This window comes from Pseudomonas furukawaii (genome assembly GCF_002355475.1).
Classification (GTDB): Bacteria; Pseudomonadota; Gammaproteobacteria; order Pseudomonadales; family Pseudomonadaceae; genus Metapseudomonas; species Metapseudomonas furukawaii.
This window is the reverse complement of sequence record NZ_AP014862.1, coordinates 3,143,707-3,164,567: the sequence shown is the minus strand read 5'-3', so window position 1 is coordinate 3,164,567 and position 20,861 is coordinate 3,143,707. Positions and strand designations below refer to the sequence as shown.

The window sequence follows — 20,861 nt, the reverse complement described above, 5'->3', positions numbered from 1 at the left end:
TCGATTCCTCCCGGGCTACTGGACGTCGAAGCGCAGCATCATCGCGTGGTCTTCGTGGATCAGGTTGTGGCAGTGCATGACGTACTTGCCGGCGTAGTCCCTGAAGCGGATGAAGATCCGGATGGTCTCGTTCTCGTGGATGGTGTAGACGTCCTTTCGTCCCCGTTCGTATGGGGGGATAGGCAACTGCTGGCCATCACGTGATCGCGAGAGGATGCGGCCTTCCTCCAGATGGATATGGATGGGGTGGGACCAGCCGTTGTCGATATTCATCAACTCCCAGATCTCCCCACGCCCCTTGGGCACGACGAAGCGCGGCGAACTGAGGTTCACGAACTGCCCGTTGATCGCCCACATGTTCTGCCGGCGTTCGAAGACGAAGCGGCGTACCGGCGCGGCGGCCAGTTCCGCCGGATCAATGGGGGGCAGGGGGCGCAGGTTGGCTGGCACCTGGCTGAGGTCCTGGGCGCTGGGCCAGCGGTCCACCACGATCTTCAGCACGCGGACACCGGGCTCCTTAATGTCCTTGGGCCGTCGGGTTTCCTCCTGGCGCATGCGATTGACCAGGTAAAGGGTGGTGCCCACCAGGTACTTGGAGAAATCCACCACGATATCCGCCCGCTCGGCGACGCCCAGTGTGATGTTCTGCATGTTGAGCAGGGGATTGGGCAGCAGGTTGCCGTCGTTGCCGATGTAGGTGAACTTCTGCTTGACGTTGTTGGGGTTGACCAGGGCGAAGTCGTAGAAGCGGCTTGGCCCGGCGTTCAGCAGGCGGAACCGGTAGCGCCTTGCGGCCACCTTCAGCACCGGTTCGATCAGGCCGTTGACCAGGATCTTGTCGCCCAGCACGCCCTCCGGGTTCACCTGGTCGTAGTAGAGCCGCCCCGAAGCGTCGAACAGCCGGTCGGCGAACATCAGGGGGTAGTCGTAGGGATGGCTGGGCAGGCGCAGGGCGCCCGGCGTGGGATCGGCCTCGTTGCCGGAGTCCAGGTGGTCGTAGAGCAGGTAGAAACCGGCCAGCCCGCGATAGAGGTTGGGGGCGGTGAAGTCCAGAGTGTGGTCATGGTAGAAGAGCGTGCCCAGGGCTTCGCGATAATCGCCCGTGCTGTTGGGCGGTGTGTCGAACCCCGCGTAGGCATTGGGGTAGAGGTGGTCCTTGAACTTGCCCGGAGCGGTGAGGCTGGGGCCCGCCTTGGTGGCGCTGTAGTAGTCCCCGGGGAATCCGTCGCTCTCCGAGCCGCAGTGCAGGTTGTGCAGGTGCGTAGAGATTTCCGGAGTGCCGAACCCGGTGTGGTTGGCCGGCAGGTCGTTGTAGATACGACACAACGTCGGGGTGCCGTAGTGGGCCATCACCGTGGCGCTGAACTCGTTGGACGGGGTGTTCGCGGCACGGTAGCTCCAGATTTTCTGGGACGGATAGGCCGGGTTGAACACCCAGTTGACCTCCTTCGCCCTCAGTTCGTAGTACTCGGCGCCCGGGCGGAACCTGGCCCAGTGCTGATGGCGCCCGCGCCCGGCTTCGCCACCGGCCACGTTGGCCAGCTCGGTGGGCGCGGGGGTGAGGTAGGGGACGTTGGCTGCCGGCACTATCTGCTTGGGCAGTTCCATCACCCAGGGGCTGGTGGCCGGGCTTGGCGGGAGGATGGGGGCCGCGGCGGCCGCTTGCGGCGACCTGAGCAGGGCTGGAGTGGCTGCGGCCAGCGCCGACAGCTTGAGAAAGTCCCTCCGGTCCTCATTGATCGGTTTGTCTTTCGCTTTCTTGTTTTCTGCCCTGGATGATCTGTTTTTCATGGGTGTACTCCACCTCCCCTCAGCGAACTCGCGCGCACGGCCTGCCCTGGATGCAATGCTCCAGGACTCGTTGTCCCCATCCGTTCGCACGAAGGTGCAGGCCGCCAGTTGAAACTGCTCGCGCGACCTAAGCGCCAATAAGCCGACTAAAGACCTTTCACTTGGGATATTCAAATGGCGAAATGCCAAGAATTTGCCGTTCCATGGTGGCCAGTGGCTTCTGGCACTAGGCATGGCGGCGAATGTTGCAGATTTTGCAAAAAGACGGGCGGTGAAGATCGAAGGGCGGGCGGTAGAGCGGTTTGCGAGGTGCGGGAGCAGCCGGCAGCACGGGGTGCCGGCCATCTCCCCGGAGGAGGTCACTGGTACTTGGTGCGGAACAGCGCGATCTGTTTCTCGGGCTTCGGTTCTTCCTTGCCCAGGACGTAGACGACGCGCTGACCTTCAGGACCACCGCCGATGTCGACGTAGCTGAAGGTGGGCTCGCCGATGCGATACATGTCCATCATGTCGCCGTAGCGGCTGAAGACGTAGATGACGCCTTCTTCATCGCGCAGTTCACCGTAGAAGGGCTCGGCGGGCGGCAGGCTGATATCGAGGAAACGCTTGGCCGACAGGGCGTTCTGTGCCTTGCCCTGATCGGCGGCCTTGAGCACCAGGACGATGTTGCGGCCGAAGCCGTCCTGTCGCTCCAGTGCCTGCTTGACGGGGGCCTGACCGGATTTCAGGAACTCGCGGTAGGTGGCGTAGTCGTCGAAAACGAAGAGCTCTTTCTCGGTCCGTACCTGGTACCAGTCTTCGTTGTCCAGGGCGACGAGCTTGGACGGCGTCGGCGCCTGCAGGCTGCAGCCGCCGAGCAAGGCCAGCAGCAGGGCGGCGGAAAGGGGCTTGATCAGGCTTTTCTTGTGGTTCATCGGAGGTCCTCCCCAGGATGTGGAGCAGAGAATCTGCCTGGGGTACGTGACCGGCTGATGACGGGAGTGTGTCGGTTTGGCGATGGAGCGAAACCATTCAAGCTCAATGCCTTACATGGTTTTCCTCGAACGCTTCGAGAGGGCGAACCCAAGAAAAAGGGTGAAGCCCCTTGGGGGTCACCCTTCAAGGCCCCGCCTGGGCGGGGCAGTCGAGGGACTCGGATCAGCCGCGGTAGTAGCGCTGTGGCACGAAGGGGGTCTTGGCGACTTTCATCGCCACGCGCTTGCCGCGCACCAGGGCCCAGACCTCGGTGTCCAGGGCGGCATGGGCGCTGGCCAGGTAACCCATGGCGACCGGGGCACCCAGGCTGGGGCCGAAACCGCCACTGGTGACACGGCCGATCACGGCACCCTCGGCATCGACGATCTCGGCGCCTTCGCGCACCGGCACGCGCTCCTGGGGCAGCAGGCCGACGCGTTTCTCGGCAACGCCGTCGCGTTGCTGGGCGAACACCTGTCCGGCGCCAGGGAAGTTGCCGGCGCGCACGCCGTCGACGCGACGGGCCTTGGAGATCGCCCAGCCGAGGCTGGCCTGGATCGGGGTGGTGGACTGGCTCATGTCATGGCCATAGAGGCACAGGCCGGCCTCCAGGCGCAGCGAGTCGCGGGCGCCAAGGCCGATGGGCTGGACTTCCGGCTGGGCCAGCAGGGCGCGGGCCAGGGCTTCGGCCTGGGCCACGGGCACGGAAATCTCGTAGCCGTCTTCACCGGTATAGCCGGAGCGGCTGACGTAGCACTCGGCGCCTTCCAGGCGCACGCTGCCGAACTGCATGAAGGTCATGTTCTTCACTTCAGGCGCCAGGCGCCCCAGCACCTCTGCGGCGGCCGGACCCTGGAGCGCGAGCAGGGCGCGGCTCTCGAACAGCGACTCGATCTCGCACTGGTCGCCGATGTGCGTCTGCAGGTGGGCCAGGTCCTGGTCCTTGCAGGCGGCGTTGACCACCAGCACCAGGTGATCGCCGGCATTGGCCACCATCAGGTCGTCGAGGATGCCGCCGTTATCATCGGTGAACAGGGCGTAGCGCTGGGTGCCCACCGGCAGGTCGAGGATGTCCACCGGCACCAGGGTTTCCAGGGCGCGGGCGGCATGCTCGCCCCGGAGGATGATCTGGCCCATGTGGGAGACGTCGAACAGGCCGGCCTGCTCGCGGGTGTGCAGGTGCTCCTTGAGCACGCCGAGCGGGTACTGCACCGGCATGTCGTAGCCGGCGAAGGGCACCATGCGGGCGCCGAGTTCGAGGTGCAGGGCGTGCAGCGGGGTCTTGGCGAGGGTTTCAGTAGTCACGCGGAATCTCCAGTAGGGTGCGCCATGCGCACCGATGAACGTCTGTGGTGCGCGCGGCGCACCCTACATAAGGTCAATCAGCATTCGATGATGTTCACGGCGAGTCCGCCGCGAGCGGTTTCCTTGTACTTGCTCTTCATGTCGGCTCCGGTCTGGCGCATGGTGCGGATCACCTTGTCCAGGGAGATGAAGTGCTGGCCGTCGCCGCGCAGGGCCATGCGGGCGGCGTTGATGGCCTTCACCGAGCCCATGGCGTTGCGCTCGATGCAGGGCACCTGGACCAGACCGCCGACCGGGTCGCAGGTCAGTCCGAGGTTGTGCTCCATGCCGATTTCGGCGGCGTTCTCCACCTGCTGCGGGGTGCCGCCCATGACTTCGCACAGCGCGCCGGCGGCCATGGAGCAGGCCACGCCCACCTCGCCCTGGCAGCCCACTTCGGCGCCGGAGATGGAGGCGTTCTCCTTGTAGAGGATGCCGATGGCGGCGGCGGTGAGCAGGAAGCGCTCGACACCGTCGTCATTGGCGCCGGGCACGAAGCGCGTGTAGTAGTGCAGTACCGCCGGGACTATGCCGGCCGCGCCGTTGGTGGGTGCGGTGACCACCCGGCCGCCGGTGGCGTTTTCCTCGTTCACCGCCAGGGCGTAGAGGTTGACCCAGTCGAGCACGCTGAGGCTGTCGCGCAGGGCGGCTTCCGGGCTTTCGCTGAGCTGGCGGTAGAGTGCGGCGGCGCGGCGCTTGACCTTGAGCCCGCCGGGCATGATGCCTTCCTTGCGGCAACCGGCCTTCACGCAGTCCTGCATCACTTTCCAGATCTTCATCAGGCCGGCGCTGGTGTCCTCCGGGCTGCGCCAGACCTTTTCGTTCTCGCGCATCAGGTCGCTGATGGCGAGGCCGCTGGTGGCGCAGTGGGCGAGCAGGTCGCGGGCGGTCTTGAAGGGGTAGGGCAGCGGCGTGCGGTCCTCGACGATCCGGTCCAGGCCGGCGGCTTCCTCGTCCACCACGAACCCGCCACCCACGGAGTAGTACTCGCGGGAACGGATCTGGATGCCGGCGTCGTCGAAGGCGCGGAAGATCATGCCGTTGGGGTGGTAGGGCAGCGGCTTGCGGATCAGCGCCAGGTGTTCCTTCTCCACGAAGTGGATCGGACGGTCGCCGCCGAGGCGCAGTTCACCCGCTTCGCGGATGGCCTTCAGGCGTTCGTCGACGCTTTCGGTGTCAACGGTATCCGGTTGTTCGCCTTCCAGCCCGAGCAGCACGGCCTTGTCGCTGCCGTGGCCCTTGCCGGTGGCGCCCAGGGAGCCGTAGAGCTCCACCTTGAGGCTGACCGTGTCATCCAGCAGGTTTTCCCGGCGCAGGCCCTCGACGAAGCGCGCTGCGGCACGCATCGGGCCCACGGTATGGGAGCTGGAGGGGCCAATGCCGATCTTGAACAGGTCGAAGACACTGAGGGACATGTCGCGCTCCTGAGCTCGCGCTCGGCTCATTCTTATTAGTCAGCGTAGACAGCGTGACGGTCGAGGCCGTGCGGCCCGACCGTCGTGCTTCTTGTCTTCTGTCCGGCCACCGTAGGAGCGAGCGTGCTTGCGAATGGCTCCGGCAGAGCGCATCGCCAGCAAGCTGGCTCCTACGGAGGATGGCCGTCAGGCGTCCTGGTAGGCCTCGATGGGCGGGCAGGCGCAGACCAGGTTGCGGTCGCCGTAGACGTTGTCCACGCGGCCCACCGGCGGCCAGTACTTGCCGTCCACCAGGCTGGCGGTGGGGTACACGGCCAGTTCGCGGCTGTAGCGGTGGTTCCACTCGCCCACCAGCTCGGCTGCGGTGTGCGGGGCGTTCTTCAGCGGGTTGTCGTCCTTGTCCAGTTCGCCGCTTTCCACCGCACGGATTTCCTCGCGGATGCGGATCATGGCATCGCAGAAGCGGTCCAGTTCTTCCTTCGACTCGCTTTCGGTCGGCTCGATCATCAGCGTGCCGGGCACCGGGAAGCTCATGGTCGGGGCGTGGAAGCCGTAGTCGATCAGGCGCTTGGCCACGTCGTCGACGCTGATGCCGCTGCTGTCCTTGAGCGGGCGCAGGTCGAGGATGCACTCGTGGGCCACAAGGCCGTTGCCGCCGGTGTAGAGCACCGGGTAATGCTCTTCCAGGCGACGGGCGATGTAGTTGGCGTTGAGGATCGCCATCTGGGTCGCGCGGCGCAGGCCGTCGCCGCCCATCATGCGGATGTACATCCAGGTGATGGGCAGGATGCTGGCGCTGCCGAAGGGCGCGGCGCTGACCGCGCCGGTCTTGCGTTCCATCTGCGCATGGCCGGGCAGGAAGGGCGCCAGGTGCGCCTTCACGCCGATCGGGCCGACGCCCGGGCCGCCGCCGCCGTGGGGGATGCAGAAGGTCTTGTGCAGGTTCAGGTGGGACACGTCGCCGCCGAACTGGCCCGGGGCGCAGAGGCCGACCATGGCGTTCATGTTGGCGCCGTCGATGTACACCTGGCCGCCATTGGCATGGATGATCTCGCAGATTTCGCGGATGCCTTCCTCGAACACGCCGTGGGTGGACGGGTAGGTGATCATCAGCGCGGCGAGGCGGTCCTTGTGCTCCTCGGCCTTGGCCTTGAGGTCGGCGATGTCCACGTTGCCGCGGGCGTCGCAGGCGGTCACCACCACGCGCATGCCGACCATGCTGGCGGTGGCCGGGTTGGTGCCGTGGGCCGATTGCGGGATCAGGCAGATGTCGCGCTGGTCCTCACCACGACTCTGGTGGTAGGCGCGGATGGCCAGCAGGCCCGCGTACTCGCCCTGGGAGCCGGCGTTGGGCTGGAGGGACACGGCGTCGTAGCCGGTGGCCTTGCAGAGCATGCTTTCCAGCTCGCGGGTCAGTTCCAGGTAGCCCTGGGACTGCTCGGCGGGCGCGAAGGGGTGCAGGGCGCCGAACTCGGCCCAGGTGATCGGGATCATTTCGCTGGCGGCGTTCAGCTTCATGGTGCAGGAGCCCAGCGGGATCATGCTGCGGTCCAGCGCCAGGTCCTTGTCGGCGAGCTTGCGCAGGTAGCGCATCAGCTCGGTTTCCGAGTGGTAACGGTTGAACACCGGGTGCTCGAGGATGGCGCTCTGGCGCAGCAGCGCGGTCGGCAGGCGGCTGGAGACACCGGCGGCCAGGGCGGCGAAGTCCGGCAGGGCCTGGCCGTCGGCGAACAGCGCCCAGAGCTGCTCGACGTCGGCCCGGGTGGTGGTTTCGTCCAGGGACAGGCCCAGGCGCTGGTCGTCGATCTGGCGCAGGTTGATGCGCAGGGAGCGTGCCTTGGCGTGCAGTGCGGCGGTCTTGTCGCCGGTGGCGAGCGTCAGGGTGTCGAAGAAGTGCTGCTGCTGGACGGCGAGACCCAGCTTGCCCAGGCCCTCGGCCAGGATCGCGGTGAGCTGGTGCACTCGCTGGGCGATGCGGGTCAGGCCCTTCGGGCCGTGGTAGACGGCGTACATGCTGGCGATGTTGGCCAGCAGCACCTGGGCGGTGCAGATATTGCTGGTGGCCTTCTCGCGGCGGATGTGCTGCTCGCGGGTCTGCATGGCCAGGCGCAGGGCCGGCTTGCCGTGGCGGTCGATGGAGACGCCGACCAGGCGGCCGGGCATGTCGCGCTTGAAGCTGTCGCGGGTGGCGAAGTAGGCGGCATGGGGGCCACCGAAGCCCAGCGGCACGCCGAAGCGCTGGGCGCTGCCCAGGGCCACGTCGGCGCCGAACTCGCCGGGCGGGGTGAGCAGGGTCAGCGCCAGCAGGTCGGCGGCCACGGCTACCAGGGCGTTGGCGGCGTGGAAGCGCTCCACCAGCTCGCGGTAGTCGAACACATCGCCATCGGCTGCCGGGTACTGCAGCAGGGCGCCGAAGTAGGCGGCGGCGTCGGTGATCTCGCGCTCGTCACCGATCACCACTTCGATGCCCAGAGGCTCGGCGCGGGTGATCAGCACATCGAGGGTCTGCGGGTGGCAGTGGCGGGAGGCGAAGAAGGCGTTGCTGCCCTTGTTCTTCGACAGGCGCTTGCAGAAGGTCATGGCTTCGGCGGCGGCGGTGCCTTCGTCCAGCAGGGAGGCGTTGGCCACCGGCAGGCCGGTGAGGTCGCTGACCAGGGTCTGGAAGTTCAGCAGGGCCTCCAGGCGGCCCTGGGAGATTTCCGGCTGGTAGGGCGTGTAGGCGGTGTACCAGGCCGGGTTTTCCAGCAGGTTGCGCAGGATCGGGCTGGGGGTGTGGCAGGGGTAGTAGCCCTGGCCGATGTAGTTCCTGAACAGCTGGTTCTTGCCGGCGATGGCCTTGATGGCGGCCAGGGCCTCGGCTTCGCCCTGGCCAGCCGGCAGGTCGAGCACGCTGGTGCCCTTGATGCTGTCGGGGATGACGCTGGCGGTCAGGCCTTCCAGGTCGGCGTAGCCGAGCAGCTCGAGCATGGCCTGGGTATCGGCGTCACGCGGGCCGATATGACGCGCGATGAATTCGTTGGTGGTGGCGAGGGCCGGGGTTTCGATGCTCATGGCGTGTCCTCAGCCGTTGGCTTTCAGCAGGTTTTCGTAGGCTGCGCGGTCCAGCAGGCCTTCCAGGGCGCCGGCGTCGGCGGGCTGCATGCGGAAGAACCAGCCCTTGCCCAGCGGGTCTTCGTTGACCAGTTCGGGGCTGTCCACCAAGGCTTCGTTGATTTCCAGCACCTCGCCAGCCAGGGGCATGACGATGTTGCTGGCGGCCTTCACCGACTCCAGCACGGCGACTTCCGCGCCCTGGTCGTAGCCCTGTACGTCCGGCAGTTGAACGAAGACCACATCGCCCAGCGCGTCCTGTGCGTACTCGGTGATGCCAACGGTGACGCTGCCATCCGCTTCCAGGCGAAGCCATTCGTGGTCGGCGGTATAACGCAATTCGCTCATCTTTCGTCCTCAACTCGATTGACGCGCCCGTTTCTGTCGTCAGGCGCTTTAGCCCCGCGCGCGGTCGTTGCCGCGCACTGTCGCCGGCCCTTTAGCAAGGGTGGTGCCAGGAGGCTGAAACCCCTGTAAATCATGGGCTTGCAGCGTTTTTCAGAGATACGACTCGAAATTACGCGTAATGAAAACGCTACAGGATAGAGGGCGGACCTTACGGATATGGCTGGAAAGCCGGTTGCGGCGGAGCTTTCACGCTGCTGTAGCGATATCGTTACGATGTAGCGATATCAATACACAGGTTGTGGCTCTCGGATTGAAATGCAATCGAATCAGTAGCTTGGGATGACTATTTCATTCTGCTTGTGCTGTTTTTCGTGTCGCACAGCCGGTCGCTCGCGCCGAACGCCCCCGGGCGGGCCCATGTCGCCCGGCTTCAGATTTCGGGAGGGTGGAATGATTACCCGGAATCCGTGCGCTGAGTTCTTTCTATTCAATGGCTTGCAGGCAAAACCATAAGTTTTTTCTCAGCTTTTTCCCGGGATCCCGTACTTGCGCAACCGGTGGGCGATGGCGGTGTGGGAGGTTTGCAGGCGCGCCGCGAGTTGCCGGGTGGAGGGGTAGCTGACGAAGAGCTTCTCCAGCAGGGAGCGCTCGAAGTTCTCCACGGCTTCTTCCAGGCTGCCCACTTCGCCATCGCTCTGGCGGGCCACGGCGGTGCCGGCGATATCCAGGTCGCCGATCTCCACCAGGCTGCTCTCGCAGATGGCGGCGGCGCGGAAGATGACGTTCTGCAGTTGCCGCACATTGCCAGGCCAGCGGTTGCCCAGCAGGGCCTGGAAGGTGCCGGGGGCGAGGCGGCAGGCGGGGCGCTGGATCTGGGTGCAGGCCTGCTGCATGAAGAAACGCGCCAGGAGCAGGATGTCCTGGCCGCGTTCGCGCAGGGGCGGCACCTCCAGGTTCAGCACATTGAGTCGGTAGAAGAGGTCCTCGCGGAAGCTGCCTTCGCTCACCATCTTCTCCAGGTCGCGGTGGGTGGCGCTGAGGATGCGCACGTTCACCTTGAGTTCGCGATCGCCACCGACGCGGCGGAAGCTGCCATCGCTGAGGAAGCGCAGCAGCTTGGCCTGGAGGTAGGGCGACATTTCGCCGATCTCGTCGAGGAATACCGTTCCCTGGTGGGCCAGTTCCAGCAGGCCCGGCTTGCCGCCCCGCTGGGCGCCGGTGAAGGCGCCGGGGGCATAGCCGAAGAGTTCGCTTTCGGCGAGGTTCTCCGGCAATGCCGCGCAGTTCAGTGCCAGGAAGGGTTGGTTGCGGCGATCACTGGCGGCGTGGCAGGCACGGGCCACCAGTTCCTTGCCGGTGCCGGTCTCGCCCCGGATCAGCAGCGGCGCGTCCAGGGCGGCCACCCGTTGGGCGCGTGCCTTGAGGGTGGCCATGGCGCCGGACTCGCCCAGCAGCGCGTCGAAACCTTCGGCGGCGTGGTCGTGGTGCAGGGCGGACAGGCGTTCGCCGATGCGATTCGGCGGATAGAGGGTGAGCAGGGCGCCGGCCAGTTGCTCGCCTTCGGTGATGGGCACGGCGTCCAGCAGCAACGCCTGCCCCTTCAGGGTGATTTCCCGTAGCGGCAGGCGAAAGCCCTGTTCCAGCAAGGCGCGGTGCAGGCTGTCATCACCGAACAACTGCGCCAGCGGCAGGCCCTCGGGTTCCGAACCGTGCAGGGCGATCAGCGCGGGATTGGCCAGCAGGATGCGCCCGGCACCGTCCACCGCCAGCACCGGGTCGCTCATGGCGGCGAGCAGGGCATCCAGTTGCAGGCGGCGTCGCTGTCCCGGAAGGATGTCCACCACGGTCACTTCCTGCACGCCCTGGACGGCGTGAAGGGCGCCGCGCAACTCCTCCAGCACTTCGGGGCTCAAGGTGGGCGCATCGATGTAGACGTTGGGCGGAACCATTTCCACCGCGTCCAGGTTGAGGTTGCGGCTGCCAAGCAGCGCCAGGACCTCCTGGGTGATGCCGACGCGGTCGATGAAGGTGACGTGGATTCGCATGGAAACGCTGGGCTGCCGGGGGGAGCGGCGAATTATGCCCGGTCTGTCGCCCCGAGGTAACAGCTTGTCGCCACCCGTTACCGAGTCGTTGTCGTGCCGTCGGGCCTGGCCAGGGCCCTGAAACGAAAGAGCCCCGCGGGTGCGGGGCTCTTCATCTCGGGCTGCGAACTCAGCATTTCAGGGCCTTCTGTGTCCGGTCGATCACGGTTTGCAGCAGGTCTGCGTCGCCATAGTGCTCCGGGTACAGGCGCTCGCTATGACGGGCGACACCGAACTGGTTGACCACGGTGAAGCTGAAGTTGCCGTTGCGAGCGGCGGTGATATGGCAGGTGAACGGCGCGAAAGCACGGGTCAGGGTGCTGATTGCGGCTTGGGCTTGATGATGAATGGTCATCGTGTTGCTTCCTTCAGGGTGCGGCCAATCGGCCGCCAGGTAATAGACTCCGAATCCGCCGAGCAACAGGCTCAGGTCGGATGATCCTTATCGGAGCAAGGGTGCCGGCGCTTGGTTCCCCAAATCGGGAATCTGGCTCTGGCAGCTGGTACTTGGGATGCCAGGTTCTGCTCCAGGCAAGGGTCTGGCCTGGTCTGCAGTCCTGGTCAATCTACCGGGCGCTCATGACAGCCTGCTGACATCGCGGGTTGCGATGGCGCTGTCGTCGAGTCTTCGGGGGAGGCCGGGTCCCTTTGGTGAAGCCCGTGCGGGCGAGGGATCGGAGGCCGGATTGACTTACAACTTGGTACTAACGGCGGCGACCCTAGCGGATCGCGCGCAGGAATGCAAGTTCTCAGTGACTCTGCGGCAGTTGGCTGATGTCGATTTCGGTGACCAGGGAGGTCCGCTTGGGCGGTGTGCGTGCGAGCAACGGACAGAAGCGATCCAGCGACTGGATCAGGTCCCATTGCAGCTCCAGGTCATGGCCCAGGCCGGTGATCCTGTCCAGCAGGCCGACGGACGCGCTTTGCAGAGTGTCGTCCCTGGAGTTGGCCATCTGCGCGGTCACCTGGGCCAGCAATGTGGTGATGGCGGTCATATTGCGCGTGGTCAGGGCCAGGATATTGGCCAGCAGGGCGATTTCGCTCTGGGGAATCTCTTGGGGCGTCTCGTCCATAGGTGCTCCGGTCGGGCCATCAGTCCAGATGGCAGGTTGCCATTATCGTGTTGAGATGACACGGCCGACGATGGAGTCACGTCCATGGATGGCACAGGTGATTGCCTGATAAAGATGTAGGAAATTGACCATATAGCCCGAGAACCTGGCGGAGGAACCAAAGGATTAGCCCGAAAGAAGCATTGCCTCACCCTGGTTCCCCCCTGAAGCTGACGGGGACTCAAATCTTTCCGGATACCCCCGTGAGCGAGATCCTGGACCTCCACCTGGACAATGGCTTGCGCACGCGCCTTCTGCAGAGCCCGGACACCGCCCTGGCCGCGGTGGTGGTGGACATCGCGGCGGGCAGCCACGACGAGCCGGCGAGCTTTCCCGGGATGGCCCACTTCCTCGAACACCTGGTGTTTCTCGGCAGCCGCCGGTTCGCACCCGGCGATGGCTTGATTCCCTTCGTCCAGCGCCTGGGGGGACGGGTGAATGCCACGACCCGCGCCCGAAACACGCGCTACTTCTGCGAGGTGCCTGCCGCCTGCCTGGATGAAGCCCTGGATCGCCTGCTGGACATGCTGGTCGCCCCCTTGCTGGAGCCGCAGGCCCTGGTTCGCGAGCGTGAGGTCTTGCAGGCGGAGTACAGCGCTCGGGCGGGAGATCCGCAGACGCTCTGCGAATCGGCCCTGTCTAGCGCGCTGGCCCCCGGCCACCCGCTGGGCGACTTCCACGCGGGGAATGCCGCGAGCCTGGCACTGGAGCACCCGGACTTCCTGCCGGCCCTGCACGCCTTCCACCGTACCCACTACCAGCCCGCCTCCATGACCCTGACCCTGGCGGCGTCCCGTCCCCTTGGCGAGTTGCGGGAGCTGGCGATCCGGCGCTCCTCGTGCCTGCCGCCCGCATTTCATCGCCCTCCGGTGCAGGTGCCGCCCCTGTTGCCATTGCGCGCCCATCACCTGCGGCTGAGCCTTCCAGCGGGCGGCGGTCGGCGACTGCTGGCCTTCGCCCTCGAAGGTGAACTGCCGGAGCTGGAGGCGGCCAGCGGGTTGCTCGACGACCTGCTGCAGGACGAGTCGCCGGGTGGCCTGCTGGATCGCCTGGGCGCCGAGGGCCTGTGCGATGACCTCCGGGTTCGCCTGCCCTATGCCGCCTCCCGGCAGGGCCTGCTGCTGATGGAATTCGACGGCGCGGCCGACCTCGACGGCGACCGGCTCTGCGACCGGGTGCTCGACTGGCTGGACGTCCTGCGCGACCGCTTCCCCTGGCCGGGCGCCTGGAATGACTGGATCCGGGCACGCCGGTGGCGCCTCCAACGCCTGGCGCCCCTGGATGCTGCATTGGACCCGGGCCTTCCCGCACGGACGTCGCTGGCCGGCCTTCTGGCGCAACTCCGGCCGGAGCGGATGATCCGCCTCGACACCCAGGCGAATGGCCGGGGAACCACCGTCGAGGCGGCGGGTTTTCCGGTGTGCCTCGACGTCCTGACGGCGCCACGGATAAGGCGCCGTCCGGGTACGCCCTGGCAACTGCCGGGCGCCAACCCCTATCTCGATCCCGCCGTGCAGCCGACCACGCCCCTCGTCCCCCTGGACTGCCTGCCCGGAGCCGAGGGCCAGGGCGTCCTCTTCCTGGGCTGGCGGACGGATCCGCCGGAGCTTCCAGCCGGGCTGGAGCAGAGCCTCCAGCGCGCGCTGCGCCCCATCCTGCGCAAGGCCGCCGCCGCCGGGGTCGACGGACAGTTGCGATCCGGTTGGGACGGCTTGGGCCTGGCGCTCGAAGGACCGGCCCCGGTGCTGCGACCGGTGGCCCGCGACCTGCTCGAAGCGCTTCGGCAGCCACCGGCGCGGACACTGGCCGAAGGACCCCGCCTGGAACGGGAGGCCCGGTGTCGACTGGCCGGCGAACTGCCCATCCGGCAATTGCTGCAGCGATTGCAGCTTGGCCCCGGACCCTCGATCGAGGCGGCTCCGATCCTGGACCCGCAAGGGCTGGAGCGTTTCTGGGCAGGCGTGACCTGGGACGGGATGGGCGCAGGGGAGGTCTGCCTCGACCAGGCGCCACCCGGCTTGCGCCAATCCCGCGCCGGCCCCTTGCCCTCGACGCCGGGCGCCTGGAACCACCTCGAGATCCCCGGCGAGGCGGCGCTGCTGGCCTTCCATCCCCTGGAGACGCCCAGTGCGCGGGCCGAAGCCGCCTGGCGCCTCCTGGCCACCTGGCTGGAGCCCGCCTTCCATCAACGCCTGCGCGGCGAGCTGCAACTGGGTTATGCCCTGGCGTGCGGTTTCCGCCAGCTGGATGGCCATCGCGGGCTGTTCTTCGCCGTGCAATCGCCCAAGGCGACGGTGGCGGAGCTGGACCGGCACCTGCGGGCGTTCCTGACACAGCAGCGCGCGGTGCTGGCCCGCGTCGACGACGAAGCCCTGGGGCGCGCCCAGGCGTCGCTGCGCCGGCAGTTGCAGGACAGGACCTTCGTCGATCGCGCCCGCCAGGGGTGGCACGATCGCCTGGCCGGATTGCCGGCCTTCCACGCCGATTCGGTGGCCGAGGCACTCTCGTCGCCGATCATCGATGAGCTGCTGGACGCCTTCGATACCCTGGCCAACCCCGCTTCCCGCCTCGTGCTGGCCAACGCCGGCGATCCCGCCTTCGCCTGACGACCGCTCCGAAACCTCCCTGCCAACTCCTTCCGAAGGACGAGCCCACCGGCATCGTCCCTTGGTGCCTGCGCCCCATGGATTACGACCTCGGCAGCGTCCGGTCCTACGCCTTGCAGGCGCGGCTTGCACGACCCGGCCAAAGCACCGCCGAACCGCTGCCAATGCAGCCTATGGCCGGCATCCGGGCGTTTCGATAATCGCCTCCGACACGACTGACCTGCCGGTCGTCCACCCACAGCGGAGAGCGTCATGCACAACAAGAAGATCGCCCAAGCCCGTTTGTCCCGCCTCGCCCTCGCGGCGGCGGTTGCCCTGGCCAGCCAGCAGGCCGCCGCCGAGATCGTCCTCTACGACAAGGACGACACCACTTTCTCCACCGACGGGTATGTCAACGCCTTCTACGTCAACAGCGACGTCGACCGCGACGGCGAGCAATTCGACCGCCGCCAATCCCGGGTGAAGATGGGGTTCCTGCCCAACTGGATCGGCTTCAACATGGGCAAGCAGGTGGATGGCCTGCAACTGGGCGCGCGTTCGTCCTTCTGGGTCACCATCAACGACAGCGAGACCAATGGCACCGCCACCGCCATCGACGTCCGCCAGTTCTACGGCACCGTGACCGGCGACTGGGGTGAAGTGCTGGTGGGCAAGGACTTCGGCCTCTTCGCCCGCTCCAACATCCTGCTGGACGAACTGCTGGCGGGTTACGGCCAGGTCAGCGACACCCTCGGCCTGGTGGACGGCGGCGGCGTGTCCTTCGGCAACATCGGCAGCGGCTACCCCTATCCGTTCCCCACCTCACAGATCACCTACCGCAGCGTGAAGACCGATGGCCTGCGCGCCGCCGTGGGCATCATGGACCCGGTGGACACCAACGACGACAGCCCGACCGGCAAGGCCTACCAGGAAAACCCGCGTTTCGAGACCGAGGTCACCTACGAATTCGAGCTGGGCGGCGCGCAGATCTACTCCTGGGTCAACGGCGCCTACCAGACCTCCGAGAACACCGATCCGGCGGTGGACAGCGTCACCTCCAAGGGCCTGGGCTACGGCGTCCAGGCCAAGATGGGCGCCTTCACCGTCGTCGGTTCGGGCTTCCAGGCCAAGGGCATCAACCCCTTCTTCACCAACAACGCCGGCGAGCCGACCCTGCGCGAAGTGGACAGCGACGGTTACCTGCTGCAGGGCTCCTACCGCTTCGGCAAGAACCGCCTCGCCCTGTCCTATGGCAAGACCAAGGACGACGGCAACGGCGTGGTGAACACCGGCGCCGATTACGAAACCCGTGGTATCGCCCTGTTCCGCGACATCAACGACAACCTCAAGCTGGTGGCCGAGTACAACCAGTTCGAGATCGACGGCCATGAAGGCAGCGCCCAGAACGAGGACACCGACACCTTCGCCGTGGGGGCCGTGCTGAGCTGGTAAGCCGCTTTTCCAGGATTGCTCCGGTTTTGGCGGGAGAGACGGTCGTCCTCCCGCCTTTTTTGTGTGCGCGAAACTTCCCTCACCCCTGGCCCCTTTCCCAGGGGGAGAGGGGAAAAGCCGCCTCCTACCTTCGGACTAAGCGTCCCGCTACCCAAGGAGGATAGGGCACCGCCGGCCCGCTCCGTAGAATTTCCCCACGATCCACAGGCTTATCGGGTACTACGGAAGATGCGTGAGGAACCGGCAGAAGGCGTCGTCACCGCCATGTCCCAGGCCAGCGAGGCCGAGGCGGTGGCCCAGGACCTGGCGCGACAGCTCATCCATCCCCATCTGGGCTTCGTGCTCTTCTTCTGCTCCGCCGAGTACGACCTGGAAGCCCTGGGCCACTCACTGGAGCAGTACTTCGGCGGCGTGCGCCTGGTGGGCTGCACCAGTGCCGGCGAGATCACCGACCAGGGCTACGGCCGCAACTGCGTCAGCGCAGTGGGTTTCGACCATCGCCACTTCTCCATCGCCAGCGCCCTGGTGGACGAGATGGACCGCTTCGGCCTGATCGACGCCCAGCAGCTGGTGGAGCGCCTGGTGCAGGATTGCCGGGCCAACTCCCTGGCGCCCATCAAGGACCACAGCTTCGCCCTGACCCTGCTGGACGGCCTGTCCAGCCGCGAGGAAGTGGTGCTGGCCGCGCTGGCCGCCGCCTTTGGCAGCATCCCCCATTTCGGTGGCTCGGCGGCGGACGACAACCACCTGCAGAACACCCATGTCTACTACGAAGGCCAGTTCCACGCCGGCGCGGCCGTGGTGGTCCTGGTCAACACCGCGCTGGATTTCGAGGTCTTCAGCACCCATCACATCCTCCCCGGTACGGAGAAACTGGTGGTCACCCGCGCCGACAACGCCAGCCGGCGGGTCTTCGAGCTCAACGCCGAACCTGCGGCCCAGGCCTACGCGGACATGATCGGCGTGCCCGTCGAGCGACTGGACCACCGGGTGTTCGCCGCCCATCCGCTGGCCGTGCGCCTGGGGGATTCCTACTACGTGCGCTCCATCCAGCGGGTGCATGCCGACCTCAGCCTGTCCTTCTACTGCGCGGTGGAGAACGGCATCGTGCTTTCCGCCATGCGTCCCGGCCCACTGGTGCCGAACCTGGAGGCGCTGTTCCAGCGTCTGGGCGAGCGCCTCGGACCACCCCTGATCACCCTCGGCTGCGACTGCTTCCTGCGCCGCCTGGAAATCGAGGGCGACCCGGAAACCGTCGCCCTGACCAGCGCCGTGCTGCGGCGCCACCGGGTGATCGGCTTCAACTCCTACGGAGAGCAGTTCAATGGCATGCACATCAACCAGACCTTCACCGGAGTCGCCATCGGGCGCCGGGGGCGCAATGGCATCCGATGACTGCGAGGCGCGCATCGCCAGCCTGGAGGAGGAGAACCGCAAGCTGCGGCGCATCAACGCCGCCCTGATCGAGCGGGTCGAGTCCAGCGCCTCCAGCCGCGCCGACAGCTACGCAGCCTTCCAGCACTCGGTGGTGCTGGCGGAACAGGTGCGCGAACGCACCGATGCTCTCAACCAGGCCATGGCCGAACTCAAGGCCAGCAACCGCCTCCTGAGCGACGCCCGGTTGCGCGCGGAAACCGCCCACCAGCACCTGATCGACGCCATCGAGAGCATCTCCGACGCCTTCGTGCTGTTCGACCGGGACCAGCGCATCATCCTCTTCAACAGCCGCTTCAAGTCCTTCTGGGCACGCACCCGCGCCCGCATCTCGGCGGGAACGCGTCTGGCCGAGATCCGCCGCCTGGCCGAAAGCACCGGGCTGATCGTCGAGGAGCACCGGGGCAGCGACGACAACATCCTCTACCGGCTGCATGACGGACGCTGGGTCCAGGTCAGCGAGCGGCCCACCCGCGAGGGTGGCCTGGTGATCCTCTACACCGACATCACCGAGGTGAAGCTGAGCGAGACGGCGCGCCGTGAACAGGCCCTGGCGCAGAAGTCGCGCCTGCTGCAGCGCGCCGTCGACAACCTGTCCCAGGGGGTGGCCATGGTCGGCGCCGACGGCGTGCTGGAACTCTGGAACCATCGTTTCCTGGAACTCTGCGGGCTGGCGCCGCTGGAGGCCCACCGCAGCTTCGCCAGCGTCATGGCCGACAGCGAACTGCCGCTGCTGACGCCTGCGACGCGCGACGCCAATGGCCGGTCGATCCGCGAGATGGAACAGCGCCTGTTCAACGGCCGTGTGCTGGAAGTGCGGACCCATCCACTGCCCACCGGCGGCTTCGTCAACACCTTCACCGACATCACCGAACGCTATCGCCACGCCGAGACCCTGGCCGAGAGCGAACGCTGGATACGCCTGATCACCGATCAGGTCCCGGCGCTGATCGCCTACCTCAGCGCCGACCTGGTCTACGAGTTCACCAACAAGGTGTACGAGGAATGGTACCGCTGGCCTCGGGGCGCCATGCTCGGCCAGAACCTGCGCGAGGTGCACAGCGACGAGCACTGGCGGCGCCTCGAACCCTATGTGGAGCGCGCCCTGGCGGGGGAAAGCCTGTCCTTCGAGGTGACCGAGACCAACCACAGCGGCCAAGAACGCTGCATGCTGCGCTCCTACGTGCCCAACCGGCTGGCCAACGGCGAGGTGGTGGGCATCTTCGTGCTGATCCGCGACATCACCGAACGCCGTCGCACCGCCGAAGCCCTGCACCAGGCCTACCAGAACCTGGAGCAGCGGGTGCGGGAGCGGACCTCGGAACTCACGGCGGTCAACAACCAGCTGCGCCACGAGATCGACGAGCGCACCCAGGCCGAATTGCGCCTGCGCGAAGCCAAGGTGGAAGCGGACCGGGCCAACCTGTCGAAAACCAAGTTCCTCGCGGCCGTCAGCCACGACCTGCTGCAACCCCTGAACGCCGCCCGGTTGTTCACCAGCGCCCTGCTGGAACAGCGTGAGTCCCGCTGCAACCTGGCGCTGGTGCGCAACGTCAGCAATTCCCTGGAAGACGTGGAGAACCTGCTGGGCACCCTGGTGGACATCTCCAAGCTGGACGCCGGGGTGATCAAACCCGACATCGCCACCTTCGCCGTGCGCGAACTGCTCGACAACCTGGCCGTCGAGTACCGCCAGGTCGCCACCAGCGAAGGCTTGCGGCTGGACTTCGTGGCCAGCTCGGCGCTGGTCCACAGCGACCTGCAGCTCCTGGCGCGGATTCTCCGCAACCTGCTCAGCAACGCCATTCGCTACACCCCGAAAGGCCGCATCCTCCTCGGTTGCCGGCGGCGTCGACAGAGCCTCTGGATCGAGGTGCGCGACACCGGTGTGGGGATTCCCGCCGACAAGCTCGGCGAGATCTTCCAGGAGTTCAAGCGCGGCGATGCCGTACGCGAGAAGCAGGACCGGGGCCTGGGACTGGGCCTGGCCATAGTCGACAAGATCGCACGGATGCTGGGGCATCGCATCCACGTCGCCTCGACGCCCGGCAAGGGCTCGCTGTTCGCCGTCGAGGTGCCGCTGGCCAGGCGCATGCCCCGTCAGAAACAGGCACCGGACGAGCCCCGCGCGGTGCTGGAGCGGCTCGTGGGCGCGCGGGTCTGGGTGCTCGACAACGACGCCTCCATCTGCGCCGGCATGCGCACCCTGCTGGAAGGCTGGGGCTGCCGCGTGACCACCGCGCTCTCCGAGGAAGACCTGGCCCGCCAGGTGGACAACTTCCACGCCGAGGCGGACCTGCTGATCGCCGACTATCACCTGGACGACGATCGCAATGGCGTCGACGCCGTCGCCCACATCAACGCCCGCCGCAGCCAGCCGTTGCCGGCCCTGATGATCACCGCCAACTACAGCAACGACCTCAAGCAACAGATGCGCGACCTTGGCCACACCCTGATGCACAAGCCCGTGCGCCCGATGAAGCTGAAGACGGCCATGAGTCATTTGCTGGGGCAGTGAGCGGTGCGCGCGGCGTTCGGCCGAATGTGGGTGCGCCGCGAGGTCACTCGCCGAAAGCACCGCCTATATCGCCACAGCCGCCCCAGTCCTGCGGATACACCCCCTCCCGCACCAGTCGGTGGAAACTCGACCAGGGCCAATCGGCGACCCGTTGAACCAGCCCGTGCCTGACCGGATTCCAGTGCAGGTAATCCATGTGCCGGCGGTAGTCCACCTCGTCACGTATCCGATGTTCCCAGAATCTCCGCTGCCAAAGCCCCAGCTCTCGACGACCGGCACGGCTGGCGCTAAGCGCGCCGTCCCGCCCGACCTGCTGGCTGACCCGTCGCTTGATGATCGACCAGCGCAAGCCAAATTCCTCGTCACCCAATGGCAATTGCCAGATGCAGTGCAGGTGATCCGGCAACAGCGCCCAACCGTGGATCCGGAACGGATAGCTTGCGCGTACCTCCTGGATCGATTGGCGCAATGCCTGGCGAAGCGGAACCGTGGTGAGCACCGGCTGGCGCCGGTGAGTGACCAGGGTAAAGAAATAGATGGCCCCGGGCTCCCTGGAACGGCGGTAGTTGGACATGGTCGGCTTCCTGCCTGGAATTAGCGGATCAACATAACCAGGCACCCGAATCATTGCGCCCCCACCCACTCCCCGAATACGCCGATTCGCCCGTAGGGTGCGCCGCGCGCACCACGGTTTCGGCGGACGACAGCGTATTCCCGGAGCCTCTGGCGGTGCG

General features: G+C 66.5%; 14 protein-coding genes. 4 read left to right on the top strand and 10 right to left on the bottom strand.

Features of this window, described 5'->3' with window-relative positions; translation table 11 throughout:
• Positions 1-15 precede the first annotated feature (15 nt).
• The 9 genes from KF707C_RS14790 to KF707C_RS14745 all read right to left on the bottom strand — a co-directional run bounded on the left by KF707C_RS14790 (position 16) and on the right by KF707C_RS14745 (position 12,099).
• Positions 16-1,791, bottom strand: a complete 1,776-nt coding sequence (locus tag KF707C_RS14790) for a multicopper oxidase family protein (protein WP_036993910.1) — start codon at positions 1,789-1,791, stop codon at positions 16-18.
• A 359-nt stretch (positions 1,792-2,150) separates the two neighbouring features.
• Positions 2,151-2,705: a hypothetical protein gene (locus KF707C_RS14780; RefSeq protein ID WP_003455905.1), complete on the bottom strand. Its 555-nt coding sequence runs from the start codon at positions 2,703-2,705 to the stop codon at positions 2,151-2,153.
• Between the two features lie 223 nt (positions 2,706-2,928).
• Positions 2,929-4,050, bottom strand: coding sequence for a glycine cleavage system aminomethyltransferase GcvT (gcvT, locus tag KF707C_RS14775; RefSeq protein WP_003455906.1), 1,122 nt, complete (start codon positions 4,048-4,050; stop codon positions 2,929-2,931).
• 77 nt (positions 4,051-4,127) lie between these two features.
• The gene (locus KF707C_RS14770; protein WP_003455907.1) at positions 4,128-5,504 is read right to left on the bottom strand and encodes an L-serine ammonia-lyase; all 1,377 of its coding nucleotides are present in this window, start codon (positions 5,502-5,504) and stop codon (positions 4,128-4,130) included.
• Positions 5,505-5,690: 186 nt separating this feature from the next.
• On the bottom strand, positions 5,691-8,555 hold the full coding sequence (gene gcvP / locus KF707C_RS14765; protein WP_003455908.1) for an aminomethyl-transferring glycine dehydrogenase: 2,865 nt from the start codon (positions 8,553-8,555) through the stop codon (positions 5,691-5,693).
• Between the two features lie 9 nt (positions 8,556-8,564).
• Positions 8,565-8,942 carry a glycine cleavage system protein GcvH gene (gene gcvH, locus KF707C_RS14760; protein ID WP_003455909.1) on the bottom strand — a complete coding sequence of 126 codons (378 nt, stop codon included), beginning with the start codon at positions 8,940-8,942 and terminating at the stop codon, positions 8,565-8,567.
• A gap of 521 nt (positions 8,943-9,463) precedes the next feature.
• Positions 9,464-10,987 (bottom strand): sigma-54-dependent transcriptional regulator, encoded by a 1,524-nt coding sequence (locus KF707C_RS14755; protein ID WP_003455911.1) that lies wholly within the window; start codon positions 10,985-10,987, stop codon positions 9,464-9,466.
• 169 nt (positions 10,988-11,156) lie between these two features.
• Positions 11,157-11,381, bottom strand: a complete 225-nt coding sequence (locus KF707C_RS14750) for a hypothetical protein (RefSeq protein WP_003455917.1) — start codon at positions 11,379-11,381, stop codon at positions 11,157-11,159.
• Positions 11,382-11,775: 394 nt separating this feature from the next.
• Complete coding sequence (locus KF707C_RS14745; RefSeq protein WP_003455918.1) at positions 11,776-12,099, bottom strand: hypothetical protein; 324 nt, start codon at positions 12,097-12,099, stop codon at positions 11,776-11,778.
• Between the two features lie 242 nt (positions 12,100-12,341).
• Between KF707C_RS14745 and pqqF the strand changes: the two genes are divergently transcribed.
• The 4 genes from pqqF to nahK all read left to right on the top strand — a co-directional run bounded on the left by pqqF (position 12,342) and on the right by nahK (position 20,127).
• Positions 12,342-14,744, top strand: a complete 2,403-nt coding sequence (gene pqqF / locus KF707C_RS14740; RefSeq protein WP_003455919.1) for a pyrroloquinoline quinone biosynthesis protein PqqF — start codon at positions 12,342-12,344, stop codon at positions 14,742-14,744.
• 252 nt (positions 14,745-14,996) lie between these two features.
• A complete protein-coding gene (locus KF707C_RS14735) occupies positions 14,997-16,175 on the top strand; it encodes a porin (RefSeq protein WP_003455920.1) in 1,179 nt (392 codons plus the stop codon).
• 228 nt (positions 16,176-16,403) lie between these two features.
• The gene (gene nosP / locus KF707C_RS14730) at positions 16,404-17,570 is read left to right on the top strand and encodes a nitric oxide-sensing protein NosP (RefSeq protein WP_003455921.1); all 1,167 of its coding nucleotides are present in this window, start codon (positions 16,404-16,406) and stop codon (positions 17,568-17,570) included.
• Positions 17,500-20,127 carry a hybrid sensor histidine kinase/response regulator NahK/ErcS' gene (gene nahK / locus KF707C_RS14725; protein ID WP_081608130.1) on the top strand — a complete coding sequence of 876 codons (2,628 nt, stop codon included), beginning with the start codon at positions 17,500-17,502 and terminating at the stop codon, positions 20,125-20,127. Before nosP ends, nahK begins: the two co-directional genes overlap by 71 nt.
• 43 nt (positions 20,128-20,170) lie before the next feature.
• Here the strand turns inward: nahK and KF707C_RS14720 are convergent, their stop codons facing one another.
• Positions 20,171-20,701 carry an REP-associated tyrosine transposase gene (locus KF707C_RS14720; RefSeq protein WP_003455923.1) on the bottom strand — a complete coding sequence of 177 codons (531 nt, stop codon included), beginning with the start codon at positions 20,699-20,701 and terminating at the stop codon, positions 20,171-20,173.
• Positions 20,702-20,861 lie beyond the last annotated feature (160 nt).

What these genes read in the sequence shown, in the direction of transcription:
- KF707C_RS14790 (WP_036993910.1), bottom strand. Translation starts at nt 1,791, where the DNA reads ATGAAAAACAGATCATCCAGGGCAGAAAACAAGAAAGCGAAAGACAAA.
- KF707C_RS14780 (WP_003455905.1), bottom strand. Translation starts at nt 2,705, where the DNA reads ATGAACCACAAGAAAAGCCTGATCAAGCCCCTTTCCGCCGCCCTGCTG.
- KF707C_RS14770 (WP_003455907.1), bottom strand. Translation starts at nt 5,504, where the DNA reads ATGTCCCTCAGTGTCTTCGACCTGTTCAAGATCGGCATTGGCCCCTCC.
- gcvP (WP_003455908.1), bottom strand. Translation starts at nt 8,555, where the DNA reads ATGAGCATCGAAACCCCGGCCCTCGCCACCACCAACGAATTCATCGCG.
- gcvH (WP_003455909.1), bottom strand. Translation starts at nt 8,942, where the DNA reads ATGAGCGAATTGCGTTATACCGCCGACCACGAATGGCTTCGCCTGGAA.
- KF707C_RS14755 (WP_003455911.1), bottom strand. Translation starts at nt 10,987, where the DNA reads ATGCGAATCCACGTCACCTTCATCGACCGCGTCGGCATCACCCAGGAG.
- KF707C_RS14750 (WP_003455917.1), bottom strand. Translation starts at nt 11,381, where the DNA reads ATGACCATTCATCATCAAGCCCAAGCCGCAATCAGCACCCTGACCCGT.
- KF707C_RS14745 (WP_003455918.1), bottom strand. Translation starts at nt 12,099, where the DNA reads ATGGACGAGACGCCCCAAGAGATTCCCCAGAGCGAAATCGCCCTGCTG.
- KF707C_RS14735 (WP_003455920.1), top strand. Translation starts at nt 14,997, where the DNA reads ATGCACAACAAGAAGATCGCCCAAGCCCGTTTGTCCCGCCTCGCCCTC.
- nosP (WP_003455921.1), top strand. Translation starts at nt 16,404, where the DNA reads ATGCGTGAGGAACCGGCAGAAGGCGTCGTCACCGCCATGTCCCAGGCC.
- nahK (WP_081608130.1), top strand. Translation starts at nt 17,500, where the DNA reads ATGGCATGCACATCAACCAGACCTTCACCGGAGTCGCCATCGGGCGCC.
- KF707C_RS14720 (WP_003455923.1), bottom strand. Translation starts at nt 20,701, where the DNA reads ATGTCCAACTACCGCCGTTCCAGGGAGCCCGGGGCCATCTATTTCTTT.